The 25364-nt window shown below is 74.0% G+C and carries 25 protein-coding genes; all 25 read left to right on the top strand.

The features are described 5' to 3' along the window. The first annotated feature begins 31 nt into the window (after positions 1-31). The 25 genes from pyrF (at position 32) to QQX13_RS00745 (ending at position 25340) form a co-directional block, all read left to right on the top strand. Positions 32-871, top strand: a complete 840-nt coding sequence (gene pyrF / locus QQX13_RS00870) for an orotidine-5'-phosphate decarboxylase (RefSeq protein ID WP_301152136.1) — start codon at positions 32-34, stop codon at positions 869-871. A gap of 40 nt (positions 872-911) precedes the next feature. Beyond that, entirely contained in the window at positions 912-1226 is a 315-nt protein-coding gene (gene mihF, locus QQX13_RS00865; protein WP_301144274.1) for an integration host factor, actinobacterial type, read from the top strand. Continuing rightward, on the top strand, positions 1223-1777 hold the full coding sequence (gene gmk, locus QQX13_RS00860) for a guanylate kinase (RefSeq protein ID WP_301144273.1): 555 nt from the start codon (positions 1223-1225) through the stop codon (positions 1775-1777). Before mihF ends, gmk begins: the two co-directional genes overlap by 4 nt. A gap of 37 nt (positions 1778-1814) precedes the next feature. After that, on the top strand, positions 1815-2084 hold the full coding sequence (gene rpoZ, locus QQX13_RS00855; RefSeq protein WP_301144272.1) for a DNA-directed RNA polymerase subunit omega: 270 nt from the start codon (positions 1815-1817) through the stop codon (positions 2082-2084). A gap of 7 nt (positions 2085-2091) precedes the next feature. After that, the gene (gene coaBC, locus QQX13_RS00850) at positions 2092-3333 is read left to right on the top strand and encodes a bifunctional phosphopantothenoylcysteine decarboxylase/phosphopantothenate--cysteine ligase CoaBC (protein ID WP_301152135.1); all 1242 of its coding nucleotides are present in this window, start codon (positions 2092-2094) and stop codon (positions 3331-3333) included. 166 nt (positions 3334-3499) lie between these two features. Next, entirely contained in the window at positions 3500-4666 is a 1167-nt protein-coding gene (gene metK / locus QQX13_RS00845) for a methionine adenosyltransferase (RefSeq protein ID WP_301144270.1), read from the top strand. 29 nt (positions 4667-4695) lie between these two features. Then, entirely contained in the window at positions 4696-6636 is a 1941-nt protein-coding gene (locus QQX13_RS00840; RefSeq protein WP_301152133.1) for a primosomal protein N' family DNA-binding protein, read from the top strand. 61 nt (positions 6637-6697) lie between these two features. Continuing rightward, complete coding sequence (gene fmt, locus QQX13_RS00835; protein ID WP_301152131.1) at positions 6698-7633, top strand: methionyl-tRNA formyltransferase; 936 nt, start codon at positions 6698-6700, stop codon at positions 7631-7633. Then, on the top strand, positions 7630-8976 hold the full coding sequence (locus QQX13_RS00830; protein WP_301152129.1) for an RsmB/NOP family class I SAM-dependent RNA methyltransferase: 1347 nt from the start codon (positions 7630-7632) through the stop codon (positions 8974-8976). The genes fmt and QQX13_RS00830 overlap by 4 nt, the downstream gene beginning before the upstream one ends. A gap of 52 nt (positions 8977-9028) precedes the next feature. Continuing rightward, positions 9029-11176, top strand: coding sequence for a PfkB family carbohydrate kinase (locus tag QQX13_RS13815; protein ID WP_367305447.1), 2148 nt, complete (start codon positions 9029-9031; stop codon positions 11174-11176). A 48-nt stretch (positions 11177-11224) separates the two neighbouring features. Next, the gene (gene rpe, locus QQX13_RS00815) at positions 11225-11893 is read left to right on the top strand and encodes a ribulose-phosphate 3-epimerase (RefSeq protein ID WP_301144266.1); all 669 of its coding nucleotides are present in this window, start codon (positions 11225-11227) and stop codon (positions 11891-11893) included. After that, positions 11883-12923, top strand: a complete 1041-nt coding sequence (gene ribD / locus QQX13_RS00810) for a bifunctional diaminohydroxyphosphoribosylaminopyrimidine deaminase/5-amino-6-(5-phosphoribosylamino)uracil reductase RibD (RefSeq protein ID WP_301144507.1) — start codon at positions 11883-11885, stop codon at positions 12921-12923. The genes rpe and ribD overlap by 11 nt, the downstream gene beginning before the upstream one ends. Then, entirely contained in the window at positions 12924-13511 is a 588-nt protein-coding gene (locus tag QQX13_RS00805; RefSeq protein ID WP_301144265.1) for a riboflavin synthase, read from the top strand. Beyond that, a complete protein-coding gene (gene ribA / locus QQX13_RS00800; RefSeq protein ID WP_301144264.1) occupies positions 13508-14749 on the top strand; it encodes a GTP cyclohydrolase II in 1242 nt (413 codons plus the stop codon). The genes QQX13_RS00805 and ribA overlap by 4 nt, the downstream gene beginning before the upstream one ends. Next, positions 14746-15210 carry a 6,7-dimethyl-8-ribityllumazine synthase gene (ribH, locus tag QQX13_RS00795; RefSeq protein WP_301152127.1) on the top strand — a complete coding sequence of 155 codons (465 nt, stop codon included), beginning with the start codon at positions 14746-14748 and terminating at the stop codon, positions 15208-15210. The genes ribA and ribH overlap by 4 nt, the downstream gene beginning before the upstream one ends. Before the next feature lie 42 nt (positions 15211-15252). Beyond that, positions 15253-15516: a phosphoribosyl-ATP diphosphatase gene (locus QQX13_RS00790; protein ID WP_301144262.1), complete on the top strand. Its 264-nt coding sequence runs from the start codon at positions 15253-15255 to the stop codon at positions 15514-15516. Between the two features lie 9 nt (positions 15517-15525). After that, positions 15526-16368: an ATP phosphoribosyltransferase gene (gene hisG, locus QQX13_RS00785; RefSeq protein WP_301152125.1), complete on the top strand. Its 843-nt coding sequence runs from the start codon at positions 15526-15528 to the stop codon at positions 16366-16368. 1 nt (position 16369) lies between these two features. Further along, positions 16370-17347, top strand: a complete 978-nt coding sequence (locus QQX13_RS00780; RefSeq protein ID WP_301152123.1) for a helix-turn-helix transcriptional regulator — start codon at positions 16370-16372, stop codon at positions 17345-17347. Then, positions 17340-18257 carry a helix-turn-helix transcriptional regulator gene (locus QQX13_RS00775; protein WP_301152121.1) on the top strand — a complete coding sequence of 306 codons (918 nt, stop codon included), beginning with the start codon at positions 17340-17342 and terminating at the stop codon, positions 18255-18257. The genes QQX13_RS00780 and QQX13_RS00775 overlap by 8 nt, the downstream gene beginning before the upstream one ends. Positions 18258-18298: 41 nt before the next feature. After that, the gene (gene tatA / locus QQX13_RS00770) at positions 18299-18508 is read left to right on the top strand and encodes a Sec-independent protein translocase subunit TatA (protein ID WP_301144258.1); all 210 of its coding nucleotides are present in this window, start codon (positions 18299-18301) and stop codon (positions 18506-18508) included. Between the two features lie 28 nt (positions 18509-18536). Continuing rightward, positions 18537-19283 carry a twin-arginine translocase subunit TatC gene (gene tatC / locus QQX13_RS00765; protein WP_301152119.1) on the top strand — a complete coding sequence of 249 codons (747 nt, stop codon included), beginning with the start codon at positions 18537-18539 and terminating at the stop codon, positions 19281-19283. After that, positions 19280-20218 (top strand): diacylglycerol/lipid kinase family protein, encoded by a 939-nt coding sequence (locus QQX13_RS00760; protein WP_301152117.1) that lies wholly within the window; start codon positions 19280-19282, stop codon positions 20216-20218. Before tatC ends, QQX13_RS00760 begins: the two co-directional genes overlap by 4 nt. A gap of 63 nt (positions 20219-20281) precedes the next feature. Next, positions 20282-23029, top strand: a complete 2748-nt coding sequence (locus tag QQX13_RS00755) for a DEAD/DEAH box helicase (protein WP_301152116.1) — start codon at positions 20282-20284, stop codon at positions 23027-23029. 44 nt (positions 23030-23073) lie between these two features. Further along, positions 23074-24603 (top strand): apolipoprotein N-acyltransferase, encoded by a 1530-nt coding sequence (lnt, locus tag QQX13_RS00750; protein WP_301152115.1) that lies wholly within the window; start codon positions 23074-23076, stop codon positions 24601-24603. Next, positions 24597-25340 carry a polyprenol monophosphomannose synthase gene (locus QQX13_RS00745; RefSeq protein WP_301152531.1) on the top strand — a complete coding sequence of 248 codons (744 nt, stop codon included), beginning with the start codon at positions 24597-24599 and terminating at the stop codon, positions 25338-25340. The genes lnt and QQX13_RS00745 overlap by 7 nt, the downstream gene beginning before the upstream one ends. The last annotated feature ends 24 nt before the right edge of the window (positions 25341-25364 follow it).

Here is a 25364-nt window from a genome sequence, read left to right as displayed (position 1 = left end):
GCGGCCCCGGGCCGCGTCAGGGAGGTTCCAGATGGCGTTCGGCGCCCAGCTCGCGGCAGCGATGGACCGGCACGGTCCCCTGTGCGTCGGCATCGACCCCCACGCGGGCCTCCTGGCGGCGTGGGGCCTGCCCGACACCGCCGACGGCCTGCGCGCGTTCTCGGACGCCGTGCTCGACGCCGCCGCCGGTGGCTGCGCGGCCGTGAAGCCGAACGCAGCCTTCTACGAGCGTCACGGATCCGCGGGCGTCGCCGTGCTCGAGCACGTGCTCGGCCGGTCCCGGGAGCTCGGGCTCCTCACCGTCCTCGACGCTAAGCGCGGCGACATCGGCTCGACCATGCAGGGCTACGCCGAGTCCTACCTGGCGCCCGGCGCGCCCCTCGAGGCGGACTCCGTGACCGTCTCCCCGTACCTGGGCTTCGGGTCCCTGAAGCCGGCCCTCGACCTTGCCGCCGAGCACGGCAAGGGCGTCTTCGTGCTCGCCCTCACCTCGAACCCCGAGGGCGCATCGGTCCAGCACGCCATCGCGCCGGACGGCAGAGCCGTCGCGGCCGTGGTCGCCGACGAGGCGGCCGCGATCAACAGCGGAGCAGAGCCCATGGGTGACATCGGGCTCGTGGTGGGCGCCACCGTCGGCGACGCCGTGCACCGTCTGGGCATCGATCTCGACCGGGTCAACGGTCCGCTCCTGTCGCCCGGTGTGGGTGCGCAGGGGGCCGGACCAGCGGAGTTGTCCCTGGTCTTCGGGAACGCGAAGGCTCGCGTGCTCGTCAATCAGTCGAGGGGCGTGCTGTCCGCGGGCCCCGACGTCGAGAGGTTGCGGACGGCCGTCCTGGACGCGTCCGCCGCAGCCGCCAGCATCCTGCGCTGAAGGTCCCCCTCAGCCGGGTCGAGCAAGGAAGGGAGAGGCCATGGCCACTCCGGAACTGACCGACGAGCAGCGCGCCGCCGCGCTCGTGAAGGCCACCGCGGTCCGGTCCGCGCGTCGCGTGTTCAAGGAGGAGCTCGCGCGTGGGGAGATGAGCCTCGGTGAGGCCATCCGCAAGGCGAAGGCGGACGACGCCCTCGCCGGCATCCGCGTCAAGGACCTGCTGCAGTGCCTCCCCGGGATCGGGCCCAAGCGCGCCCAGATCGTGATGGAGGAGATCGGGATCTCGCTGGCCCGCCGCATCCGCGGACTGGGGCAGCACCAGGTCGACGCCCTGCTCGAACGCGAGCGCCGATGAGTCGACTCGTCGTCCTTGCCGGCCCGACGGCGGTCGGCAAGGGGACGGTCGTACGCGCCCTGCGGGATCTCGATCCCGACGTCTACATCTCGGTCTCGGCCACGACGCGCGATCCGCGTCCGGGCGAGATCGACGGCGTCCATTACCACTTCATCTCCCCGGAGGACTTCGACCGCCGCGTGGAGGCGGGGGAGTTCCTCGAGTGGGCCGTGGTGCACGGGGTCAACCGCTACGGGACCCTCCGGGGTCCCGTCGACGAGCGGCTCGCGCACGGCCAGAGCGTGCTCCTGGAGATCGACCTCCAGGGCGCGCGCCAGGTCAAGGAGACGATGCCGGAGGCCCACTTCGTGTTCCTCGCGCCCCCGTCGTGGGAGGAGCTGGTCGACCGCCTGGTCGGTCGCGGCACCGAGTCCGAGGAGGAGCGCGAGCGCCGCCTCGCCACCGCGCGGGTCGAGCTGGCCGCCGAGAGCGAGTTCGACCAGACCATCGTCAACGACACCGTCGAGCGCGCCGCGACCGAGCTCCTCGGCGTGGTGCGCGCGAGCGGGTAGACTACTGCGAGTCTTTGCGTACGTATAAGGAGTGAACGTGGCCGGAACCATCGCCAACCCCGAGGGCATCACCAACCCGCCGATCGACAAGCTGCTCACGCAGGTCGAGTCGAAGTACGCCCTGGTGATCTACGCCTCGAAGCGTGCGCGTCAGATCAACTCGTACTACGAGGCCCTCGGCGAGGGTCACTTCGAGAACGTCGGCCCGCTCGTCGAGGCCGACTCGACGGACAAGCCGCTCTCGGTCGCGCTGCGCGAGCTGGGCGAGGGCGACCTGCTCGTCCTCGGCGACTCCGCCGCCGAGTAGGACCGACGTGCGCGTCCTCCTGGGCGTCACCGGGGGCGTGGCGGCCTACAAGGTCGCCATCGTCCTCAGGCGGCTCAAGGAGGACGGCCACACGGTTCGGGTGGTCCCCACGCGGGCCGCGCTCGAGTTCGTCGGACGCGCCACGTGGGAGGCCCTGTCGGGCCTGCCCGCGACCTCCGAGACGTTCGACAACGTCCCCGCGGTCGAGCATGTGCGGCTCGGCCAGCAGGCCGACGTGGTGCTGGTCGCCCCGGCGACCGCCGACTTCCTCGCGCAGGTCGCCCACGGCGAGGCGCGGGACCTGCTGGGCAACGCGCTCCTCGCGACCCGCGCCCCGGTGATGCTCGCCCCGGCGATGCACACGGAGATGTGGGAGAAGCCCTCGACGCAGGCCAACGTCGCGACCCTGCGCGAGCGCGGGATCCACGTGCTCGACCCTGCGGTGGGGCGCCTCACCGGGCCCGACTCGGGACCCGGACGCCTGCCCGAGCCCGAGGCGATCGTCGCCGAGCTGTACGCCGTCGCGGACGGCGCCGTCGGAGCCGGGCGCATGCGACCCGTCGACCGCGAGCCCGGCGGCGGCTGGGGCGACCTGACCGGCGTCCGCATCGTCATCTCCGCCGGCGGCACGCGCGAGCCGCTCGACGCCGTCCGCTTCCTGGGCAACCGGTCCTCGGGACACCAGGGCTTCGCGCTGGCCGAGGCGGCCCGCGAGCGCGGCGCGCTCGTCACGGTGGTCGCCGCGAACGTGACGCTGCCGCTGTCGGAGGGCGTCGCCCGCGTCGACGTGGAGACGTCCGCGGAGCTCGCGGAGGCGGTGCGCGCCGCCGCCGCCGATGCCGACGTGGTGATCATGGCCGCCGCCGTCGCCGACTTCCGGCCCGCGGAGACGTCCGCGAGCAAGATCAAGAAGGACAGCACGGGCTCCCTCACGCTCACGCTCGTGGAGACCGAGGACATCCTGCGGTCGCTTGTCGAGGAGGGCGCCCCCGGCCGTACGGTCGTGGGCTTCGCGGCGGAGACGGGCGACGATGCTGCGTCCGCCCTCGAGCACGCGCAGGCCAAGGCGCGGCGCAAGGGCGCGGACCTGCTGGTGTTCAACCCGGTCGGCGCCGGCCGGGGCTTCGGCGACGTCCCCAACGAGGTGACGATGCTCGACGCCGGGGGAGAGGTGCGCGGCACGGCCGCCGGCACCAAGCTCGCGGTCGCGCACGCGGTCCTCGACGCGATCGTCGCCGTCCGCACCTGACGGTCGGACGTCCGCCACCGGATCTCGTCTTCTATGCCCGGTTGACGGGCTCCCGTGTGTCGATCTGGTGGCGCACGTCCGGTCCGTGCGCGGCAGGGGGTGAGCGGAGGGCGGGGAGACAAGGGCGGACGGGAGCGCGTCGGGCCCCGCCACTATGCTGACCGGCATGAGCTCCCTGCGCCTGTTCACGTCCGAGTCGGTGACCGAGGGGCACCCCGACAAGATCTGCGACCAGGTCTCGGACGCGATCCTGGACGAGATGCTCCGCCAGGACCCGGGCTCGCGCGTCGCGGTCGAGACCATGGTCACCACGGGACTGGTGCACGTGGCCGGCGAGGTGAGCACCGAGGCGTACGTCGACATCCCGGGGACCATCCGCGGCGTGGTGAACGACATCGGCTACACCTCCTCGCGGGTCGGCTTCGACGGCGACTCCTGCGGCGTGTCCGTGTCGATCGGCGAGCAGTCGCCCGACATCTGGATGGGCGTCGGCCACGCGACGGACTCGGAGAACGACGAGCTCGGCGCCGGCGACCAGGGCCTGATGTTCGGCTACGCCTGCCGCGACACCCCCGAGCTGATGCCCGTCCCGATCCACCTCGCGCACGCCCTGACACAGCGCCTCGCGCAGGTGCGCCGCAGCGGCGAGGTCGACGGCCTGCGCCCCGACGGCAAGGCGCAGGTCACCATCGGCTACGACGGCGACCGTGCCGTGTCCGTCGACACCGTGGTGCTGTCCACCCAGCACGAGGAGCGCATCGCCACCGCCGATCTGCGAGCGGCCATCGAGGAGGTCGTGATCGGCCCCGTGCTGGCGGGCTACGAGCTCGACGCCTCCGCGCATCGGTCCCTCATCAACCCGACCGGCCGCTTCGAGATCGGCGGCCCCAAGGGCGACGCCGGTCTGACCGGCCGCAAGATCATCGTCGACACGTACGGCGGCATGGCACGCCACGGTGGCGGGGCGTTCTCCGGCAAGGACCCGTCGAAGGTGGACCGCAGCGCGGCGTACGCCATGCGCTGGGTGGCCAAGAACGTGGTCGCCGCGGGCCTCGCCGACCGCTGCGAGGTCCAGGTCGCCTACGCGATCGGCACCGCGCACCCCGTGGGCCTCTACGTCGAGACGTTCGGCACGTCGACGGTCCCCGAGGACCGCATCGTCGCCGCGATCCGCGAGGTGTTCGACCTGCGTCCCGGCGCGATCATCGAGGCGCTCGACCTGAGGCGCCCGATCTACCGGGCCACCGCCGCGTACGGCCACTTCGGGCGCGAGCTGCCGGAGTTCACGTGGGAGCGGCTCGACCGCGTCGACGCGCTCCGGAGCGTCGTATAGCCGCCTCCCCGCCCCGCACTGTCGCGCACGTGTGCGTCGACAGCGCCCTGCCGCACCTCGACCGGCCCTTCGACTACGCGGTGCCCGACACGCTGATCGAGAAGGTCGCCGTGGGGTCCCGCGTGCGGGTGCGCTTCGCGGGCCGGCTGGTCTCCGGGGTGGTGACCGCGCTGTCGGACTCGAGCGACTTCGAAGGATCGCTCGCCCCGATCCACTCGTCGGCGGGAACCGCGAGCTTCACCCCGCAGGCGATCGCCTTCGCCGGAGCTGTCGCGCGCCGGTACGGCGGCAGCCTGTGGGACGTGCTCCGGCTCATGGCGCCGCCCCGGGTGGCGGCCGTGGAGTCCCGCGAGTGGGGCGTCGTGTCGCCGGACGATGCGCTGCTCGCCGCCGCGGCCGACGCCCTCGAGCCCGCCGCCGCCGCGCTCGGGCTGCCGACGGCCGAGCTCGCCCGCGGCGCTCGCCTGGTGTGGGACGCGATCCCCGCCCAGGACCGCTCGCACGGCCTGCCGATCGAGGCGCTGCTCGCGCCCGCGACGCGCCTCGCCGCAGACGGCCAGAGCGCGATCGTGGTGCTCCCGGACGCGCGCGCGGTCGCCGCGGCCGTCGGGGCGCTCCGTCGACAGGGCCTCTCCCGCTGGAGCACCCGGTCCGGAGGCCAGTTCACGGTGCTGCAGGCCGACGACGGCGCACAGACCCGGTACGCGAGCTACCTCGCCGCCATGCACGGCGAGGCGCGGCTCGTCATCGGGACGCGCGCCGCGATCCTGCAGCCGGTGCCGGCCCTGGGGCTGGTGGTCCTGTGGGACGACGGCGCCCCGATCTACGACGAGCCGCACGCCCCGTACCCGCACGCCCGCACCCTCGCCGCCATGCGCGCGGACGAGACGGGCGCGGGGACGCTGATCGCGGGCTACGCGCCCTCGGTCGACGCGATGGCGCTCGTGGCGCATGGCTGGGCCGTGCGCGCCGTCGCCGACCGCGGGGTCGCGCGCGAGCTCACGCCGCTGATCGACCCCATGGACGGCGAGCGCCGCACCATCGAGGGCGCGAGCGGCTGGCATTGGATGCCGGGGTCGGTGTGGCGCCGGGCCCGCGCGGCGCTGGACAGGGGTCCCGTCGGGATCGTCGTGCCGCGCGCCGGCTACGTGCGGGCCACCGCCTGCGCACGATGCGACGCGTGGGCGGAGTGCCCCGCGTGCGGCGGAGCGCTTCGCAAGGACGGGGCGACCGCTCCGTTGCGCTGCGGCGACTGCGGTGCCGAGCACCCCGACTGGCACTGCCCCGAATGCCACGCCCGGGCGACCAAGCAGCTGCGCCAGGGGGTCGAGCGGATCGCGGAGCAGGTGCATGCGATGGCCGGCGACACGCCCGTCGCGGTCTCGGCAGGCGCGGTCGGGACCCTTCCCGACGGCTCCGTCACCGAGGGCTTCGTGGTCGCGACCCCCGCCGCCCTGCCCGCCGTCGACGGCGGCTACGCGTGCATCGTGATCGTCGGCGCCGACACGCCGGCGGGCGGCGCGCTCGGCGCGGAGCTGCAGGCGCTCCGCTGGTGGCTCGGCATCGCGGCGCTCGCGCGCCCGCGCGGCGACGGCGGCGAGGTCATCGCCGTGGGCGACCTGCCGCCGGCCGTGCGCAGCGCGCTGGTGGGATGGGGTGCGGGTGAGGCCGCGGTCGATGCGTACGCCGAGCGCGCCGACCTGGGCCTGCCGCCGAACCGCCGCGCGATCCGCCTGTGGGGAGAGCCGCCCGTCATCACGCTCGCGACGTCGGTCCCCGTCGAGGGAGAACGCATCGAGCGCCATCGCGACGTGACCGTGCTGCCCGCCCCGGACGGCGTCACGCTGCTGGCGACCCGGCGGGTCGCAGGCGCCGTCGTCGACGCGCTGCGGGCGCGCCAGCAGGCGCTCTCACGGTCGGGCGAGGGCGAGCTCCGCATCCGTGTGGACGCGCCGCTCGAGGTGCGCTGACGGCCCCGGCGACTCCGACGCCGACGGAGGCCGGGCATCGTCCCGCCCCTAAACTGGAGCCATGCGCCTCCTCTTCGCCGGCACGCCCGAGATCGCCGTCCCGACGCTGCAGGCCCTGGAGGACGCCGGTCATGAGGTGGTGGTCGTGCTCACCCAGCCCGACGCCCCCGGACGGCGGGGGAGGACCCTGCACCCGTCGCCCGTCAAGGCGCACGCGCTCGAGCGCGGCCTCGACGTCTGGACCCCGGAGAAGGCATCCGCTCCCGACGTGGTCGAGCGGATCCGCGCCCTCGAGATCGACGCGGCGGCCGTGGTCGCCTACGGGCAGATCCTGCGTCCGGCGCTGCTCGACGCGGTGCGACTCGCGTGGGTGAACCTGCACTTCTCCGTGCTGCCGGCCTGGCGCGGGGCCGCGCCGGTCCAGCGCGCGATCATGGCAGGGGACGACCTGACGGGTGCCAGCACCTTCGTGATCGAGAAGGGTCTCGACACGGGCCCAGTCATCGGCGTGCTCACCGAGCGGATCCGCGTCACCGACACCGCCGGCACGCTGCTCGAGCGGCTCGCGGAGGTGGGCGCGCCCCTGATGGTGCAGTCCCTGGAGGCGCTCGACAGCGGCGCCGCGCGCCCCCAGCCTCAGGACGACGACGGGGTCAGCTACGCGCACAAGCTCACGCGCGACGATGCCTACGTGCGCTGGGACCTGTCGGCGCACCTGGTCGACCGCCGCATCCGGGGATGCACGCCCGCCCCCGGGGCGTGGACCACGCTGCCGGACGGCACAGTCGCCAAGCTGGGCCCCGTCTCGCCCCGCCCGCAGCGCGGACGCACGGCGCCGGGCCAGCTCCGCCAGGAGGACGGCGAGGTGCTGGTCGGCACGGGCACGGAACCGGTCGCGCTGGGCTGGATCGCGCCCGCGGGGAAGAAGCCGATGGACGCCGCCGCATGGTGGCGGGGCGCGCGACTGGGCGAGGGCGCCCAGCTGGGGGAGGCATGAGCCGCGCCCGGGACGTCGCCTACGACTGCGTGATGGCGGTCTCGACGGAGGGCGCCTACGCGAACCTGCTGCTCCCGACCCTGCTCGAGCGGGCGGGGCTCGACGGCCGCGACGCCGGGTTCGTCACCGAGCTCGCGTACGGCGCGCTCCGCATGCGCGGCCTGTACGACGCGATCATCGCCCACGCCGCGCGGCGCGACCCGCAGGACCTCGACGCCGAGCTGCGTGTCGCGCTCTGGCTCGGCTGCCACCAGGCGCTCGCCATGCGCGTGCCGGCGCATGCCGCGGTCAACGAGACGGTGGACCAGGTCCGTCGCGAGCGGGGCGCCGGGGCCGCCAAGCTCGCCAACGCCGTGATGCGGCGCGTCACCGAGCGGGGCGCCGACGCCTGGCTGTCCCTGGTCGCCCCCGGCGACACCCCGGCCTCGCGCGCCGTGCGCCACTCCCACCCGGAGTGGGTGGTCGAGGAGCTGACGCGAGCGCTGGTCGCCGACGGCCGTGCCGCCGAGACGGTCGCGCTTCTCGAGGCCGACAACTCGCCGGCACGCGTGACGCTGGTGGCGCGCCCGGGCCTGGTCGACCGTGACGCCCTCGCCCACGACGCCGGGGGCGAGGCGGGCGAGTACTCGCCGTGGTCCGTGGTCATGGCGGGCGGGCGGCCCGGGGACCTCGCGGCCGTCGCCGACGGCACCGCGGCGGTGCAGGACGAGGGCAGCCAGATCGTGGCCGGCGCCCTCGCGCTCGCCCAGCCCGTCGAGCCCGGCGAGCGCTGGCTCGACCTCTGTGCGGGCCCCGGGGGGAAGTCCGCCCTGCTGGGCGCCCTCGCGGCCGAGGGGGCGGCCACGCTCGACGCCGTCGAGCTCCACCCGCACCGCGCGGACCTGGTGCGCCGCTCCGTCCGGGCCGTGCCCGAGGAGGTCGTCACCGTGCACACCGCGGACGGCACCGCGTGGGGCGAGAGCGAGGCCTACGACCGCATCGTCCTCGACGCCCCGTGCACCGGCCTGGGCGCGCTGAGGCGCCGCCCCGAGGCGCGCTGGCGACGTCACCCGGAGGACCTCGAGGACCTGGTCGGGCTCCAGCGGCGGCTGCTGGCGAACGCCGAGCGTCTGCTGGCGCCCGGCGGGCTGCTCGCCTACATCACGTGCTCGCCGGTGGTCGCCGAGACCCGGGAGATCGTCGCCGGCTCCTCGCTGCGCCAGCTCGACGCCCGCGAGGCCGTCGCGGCCGTCACCGGCACGCCGGCCCGCTTCTGGGGTCCGGGCCCGCACGTCCAGCTCTGGACCCACGTCCACGGCACGGACTCGATGTTCCTTGCGCTGCTGGAGAAGCCCGCGGTCTGAACGCTGTCATGTCCGCGCTAGTCTCGCTCGTAGGGCCTTTCGAGGGAGAGACATGACCCGTCCCGGCGACGCCGCCTACCTGTCCACCCAGCGCGCGAACCTGCTGCGCTTCCTTCCCGCCGCCCAGGCGCCCGGAGGCTTCGGCTGGCTCGACGAGGAGGGCGTGATCGACCCGTCGCATCCCGTCGAGCTGTGGATCACCTGCCGCATGACCCACGTGGCGGCCCTGGGCGCGCTGGCCGACGAGCCCGCCGCCGCCGGCGGCCCGGACCGCGACGAGCTCCTCGCGCTCGCCGCCCACGGCGTCGCCGCGCTCGCCGACGGGCCGCTGCACGACGACGCCCACGGGGGCTGGTTCGCGGCCGTCGTCGACGGCGCGCCCACCGTGACGACCAAGCAGGCGTACGGCCATGCCTTCGTCGTGCTCGCCGCCTCGTCCGCGACCGCGGCCGGCGTGCCCGGCGCCGAGGCGCTGCTCGCGGAGGCCCTGGCCGTCTCCGAGCGGCGGTTCTGGGACGACGCCGAGGGCCTGTCCGTCGAGGAGTGGGACGCCGCCTGGACCACGCTCGACGCCTACCGCGGCATCAACGCCAACATGCACACCGTCGAGGCCTACCTCGCCGCGGGTGACGTCACCGGCGATGCCGTCTGGCACGAGCGAGCGGGCCGCATCGCCGCCCGCGTCGCGTCCTGGGCCGCCGCCAACGACTGGCGCATCCCCGAGCACTTCGACGCCGACTGGTCCCCGATGCTCGAGTTCAACCGTGACGAGCCCGCCCACCCGTTCCGGCCCTACGGCGCCACCGTCGGCCACGGGCTGGAATGGGCCCGGCTGCTCGTCGACGCCGATGCGACGCTCGGCGAACGCGCCCCGGCCGGCCTCACCGCGGCCGCCGTCGCGCTGTACGACCGCGCCGTGTCGGACGGCTGGGACGCCGACGGTGCCGCGGGCTTCGTGTACACGACCGGCTGGGACGGCACCCCCGTGGTGCGGGAGCGCATGCACTGGGTGCTCGCCGAGGCGGTCAACGCCGCGCAGGCCCTCGGCCTCGCGACCGGGGACGACCGCTACGCCGACGACGCCGCCGCGTGGTGGGGGTACGCCGACGAGCACCTGATCGACCATGCGCGCGGCTCCTGGCACCACGAGCTCGACGTCGCCAACCGCCCCGCCGGCACCGTGTGGCCCGGCAAGCCGGACCTCTACCACGCCTACCAGGCGGCGCTGCTGCCCGAGCTGCCGCTGGTGCCGTCCTTCGCGACCGCGCTGCGCGACGGCGGCCCGCTGGGCACCGCGATCCTCACGGTCGGCGAATGCGTGCTCGACGTGGTGCGCATGCCCGACGGAACCGAGGCGGCGCACGCGGGCGGCAGCCCTGCCAACGTGGCCGTCGGTCTCTCGAGGCTGGGCCAGCAGGTGCGCCTCCTGACCGAGCTCGGCGACGACGCCGCGGCCGTGCCGATCCGCGCGCACCTCGACGCGTCCGGCGTCGCGACGGTGATCGCGCCCTCGTCCGTGCGCACCCCGGTCGCGACCGCCGTGATCGGCCCCGACGGCGCCGCGACCTACGAGTTCGACATCGCGTGGACCCTCGAGGCGGGCGGGCTCGACCTGGACGCCGGCCACCTGCACACCGGCTCGATCGCCGCCCACCTCGACCCCGGGGCGGCTGCCGTGACCGCCATGGTCGAGGCGGCGCGGGGGCACGCGACCGTCTCCTACGACCCGAACGTGCGGCCCTCGCTGGTGGGGGACCGCGCCGAGGTGGTGGCGCGCACCGAGCACCTGGTGGCGCTGTCGGACGTGGTGAAGGCGTCCGACGAGGACCTGCTGTGGCTGTACCCGGGCGTCGACACCGACGAGGCCGTGCGCGCGTGGTCGCTCCTGGGCCCCGCGCTGGTGGTCGCCACGCTCGGCGCCGAGGGCTCGCTGGCCTGCCTGCGCGGCCACATGATCGCGATCGCGCCGCTCCACGTCGACGTGGTCGACACCGTCGGGGCGGGCGACTCGTACATGGCGGCGCTGCTGGACGGCCTCGCGCGGGCACGCCTGCTCGGACCCCAGGGACGCCAGGAGCTGGCCGCCGTGGACTCCGCCACCGTCGAGGACATCGTCTCCCGCGCCGCGCGTGCCGCGGCGATCACCGTGTCCCGCGCCGGGGCCAACCCTCCGACCCTGACGGAGCTCGACGGCTCCTGACCCCGCCCCGCGTCGGTGGTGCCAGGCGTGCCGCACTAGGCTCGGATCATGGCCATCCAGATCGCTCCGAGCATCCTGTCGGCCGACTTCGCGAACCTCGAGCGCGACATCGTCGCCGTGGCCGAGGCCGACTGGCTGCACGTCGACGTGATGGACGGGCACTTCGTGCCGAACCTGACGCTCGGCCTGCCCGTGGTGGAGCGGATCGCCCAGGTCTCGCCGCTGCCCATCGACGCGCACCTCATGATCGAGGATCCCGACCGGTGGGCCCCGCGCTACGCGGAGGTGGGGGCCACCTCGGTGACGTTCCACCTCGAGGCGGCACGCGACCCGCGCACCATCGCGGCCGACCTGCGGAGCCTGGGCGCGCGGGCCTCGTGCGCGATCAAGCCCGGCACGCCGGTCGAGGATGTGCTGCCGCTCATCGACACGCTCGACATGGTGCTGATCATGACCGTCGAGCCCGGATTCGGCGGGCAGTCCTTCATGGAGGACATGATGCCCAAGTTCCGCACCCTCCGTGCCGCGGTCGAGGCCGCGGGCTCCGACCTGTGGATCCAGGCCGACGGGGGCGTGGCAAGGGAGACGATCGCCACGGTCGTCGAGTCCGGCGGCGACGTCCTGGTGGCGGGCTCGGCCGTCTACGGAGCCGACGACCGCGGCGGCGAGATCCGCGCGCTCCGGGAGCTGGGCCAGGAGGCCTGCCATCACTGCTGACCGCGACCCGTCCGCGACGTCCGTCGACGCCGCGTGGCTCGAGCGCGCCACCGCGCTGTCCGTCAACGGGCCCGCCTACGGCCCGAACCCCCGCGTCGGTTGCGTCCTGGTCGGGGCGGACGGGACGATGCTGGGGGAGGGCTGGCATCGCGGCGCCGGCACCCCGCACGCCGAGCCGGCGGCGATCGCCGACGCGGCCGCGCGGGGCCACGAGGTCGCGGGAGCGACGGCCTACGTGACGCTGGAGCCCTGCTCCCACACGGGCCGCACCGGACCCTGCACCGACGCTCTCACGCGCGCCGGCGTGGCTGCGGTGCGGTACGCCGTGGCGGACCCGAACCCGGAGGCGCAGGGCGGGGGAGCGGTGCTGCTCGCCCGCGGGATCGATGCCCGGCACGTGCCCTACGGCCCCGCCGCCCAGGTCAACCGCCGCTGGCTCGGCGCGGTCGAGCACGGTCGCCCGTGGGTCATCGCCAAGTGGGCGCAGACCCTCGACGGCCGGACGGCCGCCGCGGACGGCACCAGCTTCTGGATCACGGGGGAGGAGGCCCGCGCGCACGCGCACGGCGTCCGCGCCCAGGTCGACGCGATCCTGGTGGGCACGGGCACCGTGCGGGTCGACGACCCCGAGCTCTCGGCCCGCCCGCCGGGCGACGCCGCCGCCCATCAGCCGCTGCGCGCCGTGATGGGGCTCGGCGCCACTCCCGGCGCCAAGGTCTGGCGCGACTCCCACGCGGTGCAGCTGGCCACCCATGACCCCCACGCGGCCCTGACGGAGCTCGCCTCGCGAGAGGTGCGCACGGTGGTGGTCGAGGGAGGCGCCACCGTCACGACCGCCTTCCTGCGGGCCGGGCTGGTCGACGAGCTCCACGTGTACGTCGCCCCGGCCCTGCTCGGGGCGGGCACCGCGGCCGTCGGCGACCTGGGAATCGGGACCATGGCCGGGGCGTTGAGGGCTCAGGATGTGACCGCGACCGCCCTCGGCGTCGATACGCTGGTCACCGCCTTCTTCCAGAGAGGACAGATCTAGATGTTCACCGGCATCGTCGAGACGCTCGGCGCCGTCGTGGCAGTGGAGCACGCGGGTGCCCGGTCACGGCTCACCATCGAGGCCCCCGGCCTCACCGACCTGGTCCACGGCGAGTCGATCGCCGTCAACGGCGTGTGCCTGACCGTCGCGGCGCACGAGGGCTCCTCGTGGACCGCCGACGTCATGCGCATCACGCTCGAGACGACCGCGCTCGCCGGCATCGCCGCGGGCGATCGCGTGAACCTCGAGCGGGCGATGCCCGCGAACGGACGGCTCGGCGGCCATCTCATGCAGGGTCATGTCGACGGCGTCGCGACGCTCGTGGCGCGCGACTCCCAGCCCGAGTGGGATGATCTGACCTTCGAGATCCCCGCGGCTCTCGAGCGCTACGTGGTCCGCAAGGGCTCGATCGCGCTCAACGGCGTCTCGCTGACCGTGGCGGAGCTCGACGGGCTCAGGGCGACCGTGTCCCTGATCCCGACCACGCTGGAGGAGACCACGTTCGGCTCCTTCCAGGTGGGCGACCAGGCGAACGTCGAGGTCGACGTGATCGCGAAGTACGTGGAGAAGATGATGGTGAAGGCATGAACCCGGAGACCCGTGCGCTCGTCGAGCGCGCGCTCGAGGACCTGAAGGCGGGCAAGCCGGTGCTGGTGTCCGACTCGCGCGACCGCGAGGACGAGGCCGACTTCATCATGGCCGCCGGCACCACCACCGCGGACTGGGTCGCGTGGGGCATCCGCCACTCGAGCGGCTACCTGTGCGCGCCCATGCCCTCGGACCGAGCGGACTCGCTCAACCTGCCGCTGATGGTGCCGTCGAGCCAGGACCCCCGCCGCACCGCGTACACGGTGTCGGTCGACGCCGCGACCGGCGTCGGGACGGGCATCTCCGCCGTGGACCGCCACCACACGCTGCGGGTGCTCGCGGACCCGACGGCCACGGCCGACGACCTCATCCGCCCGGGCCACATCCTGCCGCTGCGGGCCGTGCCCGGCGGCGTCCTGCATCGTCCCGGCCACACCGAGGCGTGCGTCGACCTCTGCCGCCTCGCGGGCCTCGAGCCCGTCGGCGTGATCGGCGAGATGGTCAACGACGACGGCACGATGATGCGCCAGGGCGACGCGACCGCGATCGCCGAGCGCGACGACCTGGTGCTCATCTCGATCGCGGAGCTCATCGAGTACCGCCGCGAGATCGGCGACGTCCCCCCGCCCACCGAGGCGCGCCCGCACCGTGTCCTCGAGCAGGGCGAGGCACGCCTCCCCACCCGCCACGGCGAGGTGACCGTGCGGGGCTACCGCGACGCCCGCACCGGCGACGAGCACGTGGCGCTGACGGTCGCGCCCAAGGACGGGATCGTGCCGATCGTGCGCATCCACTCCGAGTGCCTGACCGGGGACGCGTTCGGCTCGCTCCGCTGCGACTGCGGTCCGCAGCTGGACGCCGCGATCGAGCGCGTGGTCGCCGAGGGCGGCGCGGTGATCTACCTGCGGGGCCAGGAGGGTCGCGGCATCGGGATCGTCTCCAAGATCCAGGCGTACGAGCTGCAGGATCAGGGTCTCGACACGGTCGACGCGAACACGCACCTCGGGCTGCCGGTCGACCGCCGCGAGTACGGCGCGGCCGCCGCGATCCTGCACCAGCTGGGCCTCGAGCAGGTGCGCCTGCTCACCAACAACCCCGCCAAGGTCGAGGGGCTGCGCGCCTCCGGCGTCGACTGCGTCGAGCGCATCCCGCACCTGGTGGGCCGACACCCCGAGAACGAGCACTACCTCCGCACCAAGCTGGAGCGGATGGGCCACCTGCTGGGAGACAACGCATGAGCGGAGCCGGAGCGCCGGTGGTCGAGGTCGACGCGAACGGCCTCACCATCGAGATCGTCGCGAGCCTGTGGCACACGGAGGTCATGGACGGCCTGGTCGCGGGCGCGATCCGCGCCGCCGAGAAGGCGGGCGCGGCCTACCGCGTGACGCGGGTGCCCGGTGCCTTCGAGCTGACCGTGGTCGCCGAGTCCCTCGCGCGCGCGGGCGTGGACGCGATCGCGTGCCTCGGCGTCGTGGTCCGGGGCGGGACCCCGCACTTCGAGTACGTGTGCGACGCGGTCACCCGCGGGCTCACCGACGTGTCCCGCTCCCACGCCACGCCGGTGGGGTTCGGGATCCTCACGACCGACGACGACCAGCAGGCGCTCGACCGCGCAGGCCTGCCGGGGTCGAGGGAGGACAAGGGCGCCGAGGCCGTGGAGGCCGCCCTCGCGACGGCGCTGGTGCTCCGCGGCCTCTGACCCGCGGCCTGCGGAGCCCGCCGGGCCGATAGGCTGGTGCGCGTGAAGACGTTCGAGGACCTGTTCGAGGAGCTGCAGCGGCGCGCCGAGGAGCGCCCCGAGGGATCGGGCACGGTGGCCATGCTCGACAAGGGCGTCCATGCGATCGGCAAGAAGCTGGTCGAGGAGGCCGCCGAGTCCTGGATGGCCTGCGAGTTCCAGTCGCGGGAGGCGGCGGCCGAGGAGCTGTCGCAGCTCCTGTACTGGGCCCAGGTGATGATGGTCTCCAAGGGCCTCACGCTCGACGACGTGTACAAGAACCTGTAGGGGAGAGAAGTGCTCCGCATCGCCGTGCCCAACAAGGGCTCGCTGTCCGATCCTGCCGTCCAGCTGCTCAAGGAGGCCGGCTACAAGCAGCGCCGCGACCCCCGCGAGCTGGTGCTGGTCGACGAGCGCAACAAGGTCGAGTTCTTCTTCCTGCGCCCGCGCGACGTCGCCGTCTACGTGGGGGCCGGGACGGTCGACGCCGGCATCACCGGCCGCGACCTGCTGATCGACTCGGGCGCCGACGCCGTCGAGCACCTCGAGCTCGGCTTCGGCGGCTCGACCTTCCGGTTCGCCGCGCAGCCGGGCGTCGCGTCCTCGGTCGCGGACATCCAGGGCAAGCGCGTCGCCACCAGCTACCCGCTCCTGGTGCAGCAGCACCTCGGCGGCCACGGCGTCACCGCGACGGTGGTCCGCCTCGACGGCGCCGTGGAGTCCTCGGTGCGCCTCGGCGTCGCCGACGTGGTCGCGGACGTCGTCTCGACCGGCACCACCCTCCGCGCCGCCGGTCTCGAGATCTTCGGCGACCCGATCCTCACCTCCGAGGCGATCCTCATCCGCGCGCAGGACGCCCCCGTCGAGGAGATCGCGATCCTCACCGGCCGGCTGCGGGGCGTGCTGACGGCGCGCAAGTTCGTGCTCGTCGACTACGACGTGCCCGGCGACCAGCTCGACGCCGCGATCGCCGTCACGCCCGGCTTCGAGGCGCCCACGGTCACGCCGCTGCACGGCTCCGACTGGCACGCCGTCCGCGTCATGGTGCCGCGGGTCGAGATGAACCAGATCATGGACCGCCTCTACGCGGTGGGGGCCCGCGCGATCCTCACCACCGAGCTGCTGGCGGTCCGTGTCTGACATGACGGCCATCGCCCCGGAGCAGCGCCTGCTCAACCTCATCCTCGGGCTCAGCAACACGCGGCACCGGCTCACCCGGGCGCAGATCCGCGACTCGATCGAGGGGTACGCGCCCGCGCCGTCGGGCGCCGACGAGGAGACCGCCGCGGCGGCCGACTCCGCGTTCGAGCGGATGTTCGAACGGGACAAGAAGGCGCTCCGGGAGCTGGGCATCCCGCTGGAGACCGTCGTGGACCCCGCGCACGGCGACGAGATCGGCTACCGGATCCGCCCGGCGGAGGCTGCGATGCCCCCGCTCGAGCTGACCGCGGCCGAGCTGGCCGTGGTGGGGCTCGCCGCCGACTACTGGCAGGACGCCGCGCTCGGCACCGACGCGCGTCAGGCCGTGATGAAGCTCGCCTCGTCGGCGGAGCACGGTCCGCGCGTCGAGCTGCCCTTCGCCGGCCGGGCCACGCGCGTCCAGGACGCCGTCGCCGCGCTGATCGAGGCGGTGGCCGACCGGCAGGCCGTGCGCTTCGAGTACTCCTCCGCCTCCGGCGGGACCGGCACGCGCACCATCGAGCCGTGGAAGGTGGTCTTCCGGGGCGGCGTCGCCTACGTCGTCGGTCACGACCGCGACCGCGAGGACGCGCGGATCTTCCGCGTGCAGCGCATCGGCGGCGCGGTGCGACGCGTCGGCGAGCCGGGTGCCTACGCGATCCCCGAGGAGATCCCGCTCGGCCTGCTCGCGGCCGCCCACACGTCTCACACCGCGACGGTGGCGCTCCGCCCCGAGTCGGGTCACGCCCTGCGGCGGCGGGGCCGCGCCGTCGGCGTCGAGCCCGGCTGGGACCTGCTCGAGATCGAGTACACCCACGACGACGCCCTCCGGGCCGAGGTGCTCGCGCTGGGCGGTGCCGCCCGGATCGTCAAGCCCCGGCACCTCGCGCTCGCCGTCGAGCGGCACGCGGCCGCCGCGCTGGAGGTGGGCCGTGGCTGAGACCTCACGCGACCGGCTGGTCCGCCTGCTCGGGATCGTCACCTACCTCGACCACCACGGCAGCACGCCGTTCGCGGAGCTCGCCGAGCACTTCGGCGTCGCGCCCGCGCAGGTCCGCAAGGACATCTCGACGCTGTGGACCTCCGGGCTTCCCGGCTACATGCACGGCGACCTGATCGACTTCGACGCCGACGCGTTCGACCGGGACGTCGCCGCGCTGCTCGACGGCCAGGGCGTCGCGCAGGTCCGTCTGTCCTCGCGGGAGGCCGTCGCGCTGGTCGCGTCGCTGTCGACCCTCGCCGCCTCGGGCGTCGCTCCCGAGGTGGTCGACGCGGTGCTCGACAAGCTCCGCGAGGCGCTCGCCGAGCCGGTGATCGTCCTCGCGGAGGGCGACGGCGCCGACGCGGGCGTCTCCGAGCCGCTGATGGAGGCGCTGCGCCGCTACCGCCGCGTCGAGCTGACGTACGTCGACGCCCTCGACCGCCGCACCACCAGGGAGGTGGACCCGCACCGCCTCGTCGTGATCGACGGCGTGGGCTACCTCGAGTGCTTCTGCCGCCGCGCGGACGACTACCGCACGCTGCGGCTCGACCGGATCGAGGCGGTCGAGGTGCTCGACGCCGCGGTGTCCACCCCGCCGGGGGACAGCGCGGGCTTCTCGCTGACGCCCGCCTTCCGCGCGACGGTGCGGCTGGGTCGCGCGGGACGCTGGGCCCTCGAGGACATCCCGGGGCTCACGGTCGAGGACGCGGAGGACGACGTGATCGCCACGTTCGACGCCGCCGATGCCGAGTGGGTCGCGGGCCGGCTGCTCGCCGTGGCCCCGCAGCTGCGCTCGGTCGAGCCGGCCCAGCTCCGCGGCGCGCTGCATCGTCAGGCCCAGGCGGTCCTCGACGCGCATCGGGCGTAGGTACACTGGCGGGAACCGCTAGCGAAGGAGACGGGACGGCCATGGGCCCTCGCGAGATCATCATCATCCTTGTGATCGTGCTGCTGCTGTTCGGCGCACCCAAGCTCCCGCAGCTCGCGCGGTCGCTCGGCCAGTCGATGCGCATCCTCAAGGAGGAGACCAAGACGCTGACCGACGACAAGTCGTCCGGCGACGCCGCCACCGAGGAGAAGCCCGCGTCGTCCTCGGACGAACCGCGTGAGCAGAAGTAGCGGTCGGCGGGACAATCCCGATGCCCGCATGTCGCTTGCGGACCACCTCCGGGAGTTCCGCAAGCGGCTGATCCTCTCGGCGATCGGCATCGCCCTGGGCATGGTCGCCGGATGGTTCCTGTACACGCCCGTGTTCGAGGGCCTGCAGGCGCCCGTGCTGGCCGTGGCCGAGCGCAACGACGCGCTCGTGACGGTGAACTTCTCCGGTGTCGCCACCGCTCTCGACATGCAGCTCAAGGTGTCCGTGCTGCTCGGCGTGGTGATCAGCGCGCCGTGGTGGCTGTACCAGCTGTGGGCGTTCGTCGCGCCCGGCCTCAAGACCACGGAGCGGCGCTACACCGTCGGCTTCCTCGCCACCGCGATCCCGCTGTTCTTCAGCGGCGTGGTCTTCGCCTGGTGGGTGTTCCCGCGCGCGATCGACATCCTCATCTCCTTCACGCCGGAGGGTGCGGCGAACCTGCTGGACGCGCAGACGTTCATGACGTTCGCCATGCGGCTCGTGATCGCGTTCGGCATCGCGTTCGTGTTCCCGGTGGTGATGATCGCCCTCACCTGGGCGGGGGTCGTCAAGGCGCGCACCTGGCTCAAGGGCTGGCGGTGGGCGGTCTTCCTCATCTTCCTGGCCGCGGCGATCCTCACGCCGACGCCGGACGCCGTCACCATGCTCTTCATGGCCGGCCCCATGGTCGCCCTGTACTTCGCCGCCGTCGGCGTGGGCCTGGCCCGCGAGCGGGCGGTGCGCCGGCGCACACCCGAGGAGGAGAGGCTGGCGTGAGCACGCTCGGCATCATCACCAACCCGACATCGGCGTCGGGGCGGGGCGCCCGGTGGGGCGTCGAGGCGCGTGCCGAGCTCGCCAAGGGCGGTCACCGCCTGGTCGACCTGTCGCGCGGCTCCTGGGCCGCCTCGTACGAGGCGGCGATCAAGGCGCGGCGCGACATCGACGCGCTCGTGGTGGTCGGCGGCGACGGGATGGCCCATCTCGGGCTCCAGGTCTGCGCGGAGCGGCGGCTGCCGCTCGGGATCATCGCCGCCGGCTCGGGCGACGACATCGCGGCCTCGCTGGGCCTGCCGCGGCACGACATCCCCGCCGCGGTGCGGCTCATCGAGGAGGGGCTCGCGGGCCGGACCACCCGCGTCGACGTCGGCAAGGTCGACGGGCGCGGCGTCGAGGAGCCCGCCCGACCCCGGTACTTCGGCGCGGTGCTGTCCGCCGGCATCGACGCGGCGGTCGCCTCGTACGCGCGGCAGATCACCTTCCCGCGCGGCCCGCTCAAGTACCAGGCGGCCACGTTCCACGAGATCCCGCGGTACCGCCCCTACGGCGTCCGCATCAAGGCCGACGGCCGCGAGTGGACCCAGACCTGCACCCTGGTCGCCGTCGCGAACGCCGCGGTCTTCGGCGGCGGGCTGCCGATCTCGCCGGGGTCGTCGATCGTGGACGGGCACCTCGAGCTGGCGCTGGCGGAGGCGATGTCGCGCACCGACATCATCCGCCTCTTCATGCGCCTCCAGAAGGGCACGCACGTCGACGACCCGCGCGTGCGCATCGTCCCCGTCCGCCAGGTCGAGATCACGCCCGACCCGGCGGGCGCGCCGCTGCCGCCGGCCTTCGCCGACGGCGAGCTGATCGGCGCCACCCCGGTGAGCGTGAAGGTGGTGCCGCACGCGCTGACGGTGCTCGGCGCCGCGGTGGCCGCCCCCGCCTGACGCGCGACGATGCGGCGGCCGCGCTGGGCGGCCGCAGGCCGGGGGGCGGGATAGCCTGGCGGCATGACCAGCCCCGCCGAGCGGTTCGCCGCCTCGCGCCGTCGCGCGCGCCACGGCGACCTCGCCGAGTTCACCGCCGAGCTGTCCTTCCCGCTGGACCCGTTCCAGCAGGAGGCATGCGAGGCGGTCGCCGACGGGCACTCGGTGCTGGTCGCGGCACCCACCGGCGCCGGCAAGACGCTCGTCGGCGAGTACGCGGTCCGGCACGCGTACCGCCGCGGTGAGAAGTCGTTCTACACGACACCGATCAAGGCGCTGTCGAACCAGAAGTTCCATGACCTGTCCCGCGCCTACGGGCCCGGCAACGTGGGGCTGCTGACCGGTGACACGTCCATCAACCCGGACGCGGACATCGTGGTGATGACCACCGAGGTGCTGCGCAACATGATCTACGCGGGCTCGAGCACGCTCGACCGGCTCGGCGTCGTGGTGCTCGACGAGGTGCACTACCTCGCCGACCGCTACCGCGGCTCCGTGTGGGAGGAGGTGATCATCCACCTCCACGAGCGGACGGCGATCATCGCGCTGTCCGCGACCGTGTCCAACGCCGAGGAGTTCGGCGCCTGGCTGCGCGAGGTCCGCGGCGACACCCGGGTGATCGTCTCCGAGCATCGTCCCGTGCCGCTGTGGCCGCACGTGCTCCTGCGGGAGGGCATCTACGACCTCTACGCGCCCGGCGTGGACCCGCAGGACCCCGGGCCGACGCCGCGGCTCAACCCCGAGCTCGAGGCCGTGGCCAAGCGGGCGCGCCACGAGGACGCGCGGGCCCCGGCCGGGCGAGGGCGCCCCACCCGCGGCGGGCGCAGGCCTCAGGGACGCCGCGCGCCTCCGCGGTTCGCGGTGGTCGACGTGCTCGACCGCCAGGGCCTGCTGCCGGCGATCGTGTTCATCTTCTCCCGCGCCGCCTGCGAGGACGCCGTCGAGCAGGTGCGTCACGCCGGCATGGTGCTGACCACGGAGGCGGAGCGTCACGAGATCGCGCGGATCGTCGAGGAGCGGTGCGCCGGCCTGCCGCCCGAGGACCTGGGCGCGCTCGGCTACACGCGGTGGCGCGACAGCCTCGAGGCGGGGGTGGCGGCGCACCACGCCGGCATGATCCCGCTGTTCAAGGAGGTGGTCGAGGAGCTCTTCGCCGGCGGCCTCATCAAGGTGGTGTACGCGACCGAGACCCTCGCGCTCGGCATCAACATGCCCGCGCGCTCGGTGGTGCTCGAGAAGCTCGTGAAGTGGGACGGGCAGGGGCACAAGGACCTCACCGCGGGGGAGTACACGCAGCTGACCGGACGCGCGGGCCGGCGCGGCATCGACGTCGAGGGGCACGCGGTCGTGGTCGAGCACCCCGGCTTCGACGCGCCGCAGCTGGGCCGGCTCGCCTCCCGCCGCACCTACCCGCTGATCAGCTCCTTCCAGCCCACCTACAACATGGCCATCAATCTGGTCGCCACGCTCGGCGTCGCGCATGCGCGCGAGGTCCTCGAGATGTCCTTCGCCCAGTACCAGGCCGACCAGTCCGTGGTCGGCAAGGCTCGACGCGTCAAGGAGATCGAGTCGACCCTGGCCGGCTACGCCGAGGCCGCCGCGTGCGACCGCGGCGACTTCATGGAGTACGCGGCGCTGCGGGAACGCCTCAACCGCCAGCAGAAGCAGGCCTCCCGCGTCGCGAGCCGCGCGCGCAAGGAGGCCAGTGCCGCGACGCTGGCCGCCCTGGTGCGCGGCGACGTCGTCAAGGTCGGCGGGGGCCGTCGCGCGGGCCTTGTCGCCGTGGTCGACCCCGACGACAACCCGGTCGCGCCCCGCCCGCTGGTCGTCACGGACCAGGGCCGGGTGCACCGGCTCGCCATCTCGGAGCTCCACCATGGCCTCGAGCAGGTGGGCACCGTGAGGATCCCGCGCCGGTTCGACGCGCGCAACGCCCGCAGCAGGCGCGAGCTCGCGCAGCTGCTCCACGACAACCGCCACTCGTACGCCGCGGCGCGGCGCCGCCGCGGCGACGACGCGGAGGAGCGCGCCTCCCAGGACCAGGAGCTCGAGACCAGGCGGCTCCTGCGCGAGCATCCGTGCCACCAGTGCCCCGACCGCGAGGCGCACGCCCGGTGGGCCGAGCGGTACCACCGCGCGCTGCGCGACAAGGACAAGGTGGTCGGCGAGATCCAGCGGGCGACCGGGTCGATCTCCCAGGTCTTCGACAAGCGCCTCGAGATCCTCACCGCGCTCGGCTACGTCGAGCCGGCGGGCGACGCGATGGACCTCACCCGCTGGGGCGAGATGATGCGCCGCATCTACAGCGAGAACGACATCGTCATCGCCGAGGCGCTCCGCACCGGGGCCTGGGACCGCCTCAACGCGGCCGCGCTCGCCGCCGCCGTCTCCGCGGTGCTGTACGAGGGCAGACGCGAGGACGAGACGCGCGCGCCCCGCGTGCCCGGCGGTCCCCACGGGGTGCTCGGCACCGCGCTGCGGGAGACGGTGCGGCTGTGGTCGGCCGTCGACGACATGCAGAAGGAGCGGCACCTCCCGGGCCTCTCCGCACCGCACTGGGGGCTCGTCGGTCCCGTCCACGGGTGGGCGCAGGGCAAGGGCCTCGACGCGGTGCTGCAGGACACGGAGATCGCTCCCGGCGACATGGTGCGGTGGTGCAAGCAGGTGATCGACGTGCTCGACCAGATCCACGACGTCGCCCCGTCGGCCGCGCTGCGGGACACCGCGGCGTCCGCCATCCGCGCCATCCGCAGGGGAGTGGTCGCGTACTGAGCGCGCCGTCGGGCGACCGCCCGCGCAGACCTTAGGCTGGGTCCGTGCTGCTGCGACTGAGGAACCTCCTGCTCGCCGCCGGCGCAGGTGCCATCCTCAACCTGGCGTTCCCCGACACCGGCTGGTGGCCGCTCGGGCTGGTCGCCGTCGCGCTGCTGTGGTGGGCGCTCGAGCGCGCGTCGGCGTGGTCGGGGCTGGCGCTCGGCTGGGTGTTCGGCGTCGCGTTCCTGCTGCCGCATCTGTGGTGGGCGTACCTCGCCGTCGGCCCCGTCCCCTGGGTCGCGCTGTGCGTCGCGGAGGGTCTCTTCTTCGGGCTGATCGGCATGGCCTGGGCCCACGTGCGCCGGTCGGCCATGCTGGAGGCGCACGCGTGGGCCGCGGCGCCGGTCTTCGCGCTGATCTGGGTCGCCTCCGAGCAGCTGCGGTCGATGGTGCCGTTCGGAGGCTTCCCGTGGGGCCGGATCGGATACGCGTTCGTCGACGCGCCCGTGGCGCGCCTGGCCTGGGCGGGCGGCGTCCCGCTCGTCTCGCTCGTGGTGGTGCTCGCGGGCGCGCTGCTGGGGCTCGCGTTCGAGTCGCTGCGCCGACGGCGGGCGCTGGGCGCCGCGTTCGCGCCCGTGATCGCGATCGGGCTCCTGGGCGTCGGCTACGTCGTGCCGCTCGACTCACAGGCCCAGGACGGCACCATCCGGCTCGGGATCGTCCAGGGCAACACCCCGGACCGCGGGCTCGACTCGTTCGACAACGCGCGCGAGGTCACCCGGAACCACCTCGACGAGACGCTGCGGATGGTCGAGGACGCACCCGGGCCGATCGACCTGGTGGTGTGGCCCGAGAACGCCGCGGACTACGACCCGCGGGTCGACGACGCCACCTTCGAGGCCGTGACCACGGCGGCCCAGGCCGCCGACGCGCCGATCCTGCTCGGGACCGTCGACTACACGCCGGTCGACGGGCGGTACAACACCTCGCTGCTGCTCAGCACGTCGGGGACGGTCATCGACTCCTACTCCAAGCAGCGTCCGGCACCGTTCGCCGAGTACATCCCGCTGCGGTCCGTCGCCCGGAACTTCTCGCCGTGGGTGGACCGGGTGGTCGACATGATCCCCGGCACGTCCGTCGCGACCATGGACGTGCCGCTGGCGGCGCTCGACCGCACCGTCCGCATCGGCACCGTCATCTGCTTCGAGGTGGCGTACGACTCGATCGTGCGGGAGTCGGTCGCCGCCGGCGCCGAACTGCTGATCGTGCAGACCAACAACGCGACCTTCGGGCGGACGGCGGAGTCCACGCAGCAGCTGCAGATGACGCGGCTGCGCGCGATCGAGACCGGCCGCGTGACCGTGCAGGCCTCGACCGTGGGCGTCAGCGCCGTGGTGGACCCGAGCGGCCGCGTGCTGCAGGACACCGAGCTGTTCGAGGCGGCCTCGATGTACGCCCACGTGGGCCTCCGCACCGAGACGACGCCGGCGGTCCGCTTCGGCTGGTTCATCGGCTGGGGCCTGCTGATCGTGCCCGTCGCGATCGTGCTGATGGCGGTCCGCCGCCGGATCGCCGACAGGTACGACTGGTGAGCGGCACCCTCGTCATCATCCCGACCTACAACGAGCGGGAGTCGCTTCCACGTCAGATCGCGGGGGTCCTGGCCGCCGCGCCCGAGGTCCACCTGCTGGTGGTCGACGACGGCTCGCCCGACGGCACCGGCGCGTGGGCGGAGCAGCAGGAGGACCCCCGGATCCATGTGCTGCGCCGGGACGCCAAGCAGGGTCTCGGGGCCGCCTACCGCGCCGGCTTCGCGTGGGGCCTCGAGCGCGGCTACGACCTGCTGTGCGAGATGGACGCCGACGGCTCCCACCGGGCGGTGGACCTGCCGCGCCTCCTCGAGGCCGCCGCCGGTGACGATCGCCCCGCGCTGGTGATCGGCTCACGCTGGGTGACCGGCGGGTCCGTGGTGAACTGGCCGCGCCACCGGCACGTGCTGTCGGCGGGCGCGAACCTCTACGTCCGTCTGGCGCTCGGCATCGGGGTGCACGATGCGACGGCCGGCTTCCGCGTCTACCGCGCCGACGCGCTCCGCGGGATCGTGCTCGACGACGTCGAGTCCCAGGGCTACTGCTTCCAGGTCGACATGGTGTGGCGCGTGCTGCGGGCCGGCGGGGTCGTGGTCGAGGTCCCGATCACCTTCGTCGAGCGCGACCTCGGGGCGTCGAAGATGTCGAACGCGATCATCCGCGAGGCGCTGGTCAAGGTGACCCAGTGGGGACTCGCGCACCGGGCGGGCCAGGTCGCCGGCATCGTCCGCCGGCGCTGACCGGACATGGAGAAGGCCCCGCCG

The sequence above is a fragment of the Demequina lignilytica genome (genome assembly GCF_030418375.1).
GTDB lineage: Bacteria > Actinomycetota > Actinomycetes > Actinomycetales > Demequinaceae > Demequina > Demequina lignilytica.
This window is presented reverse-complemented; position numbering and strand designations above follow the sequence as displayed.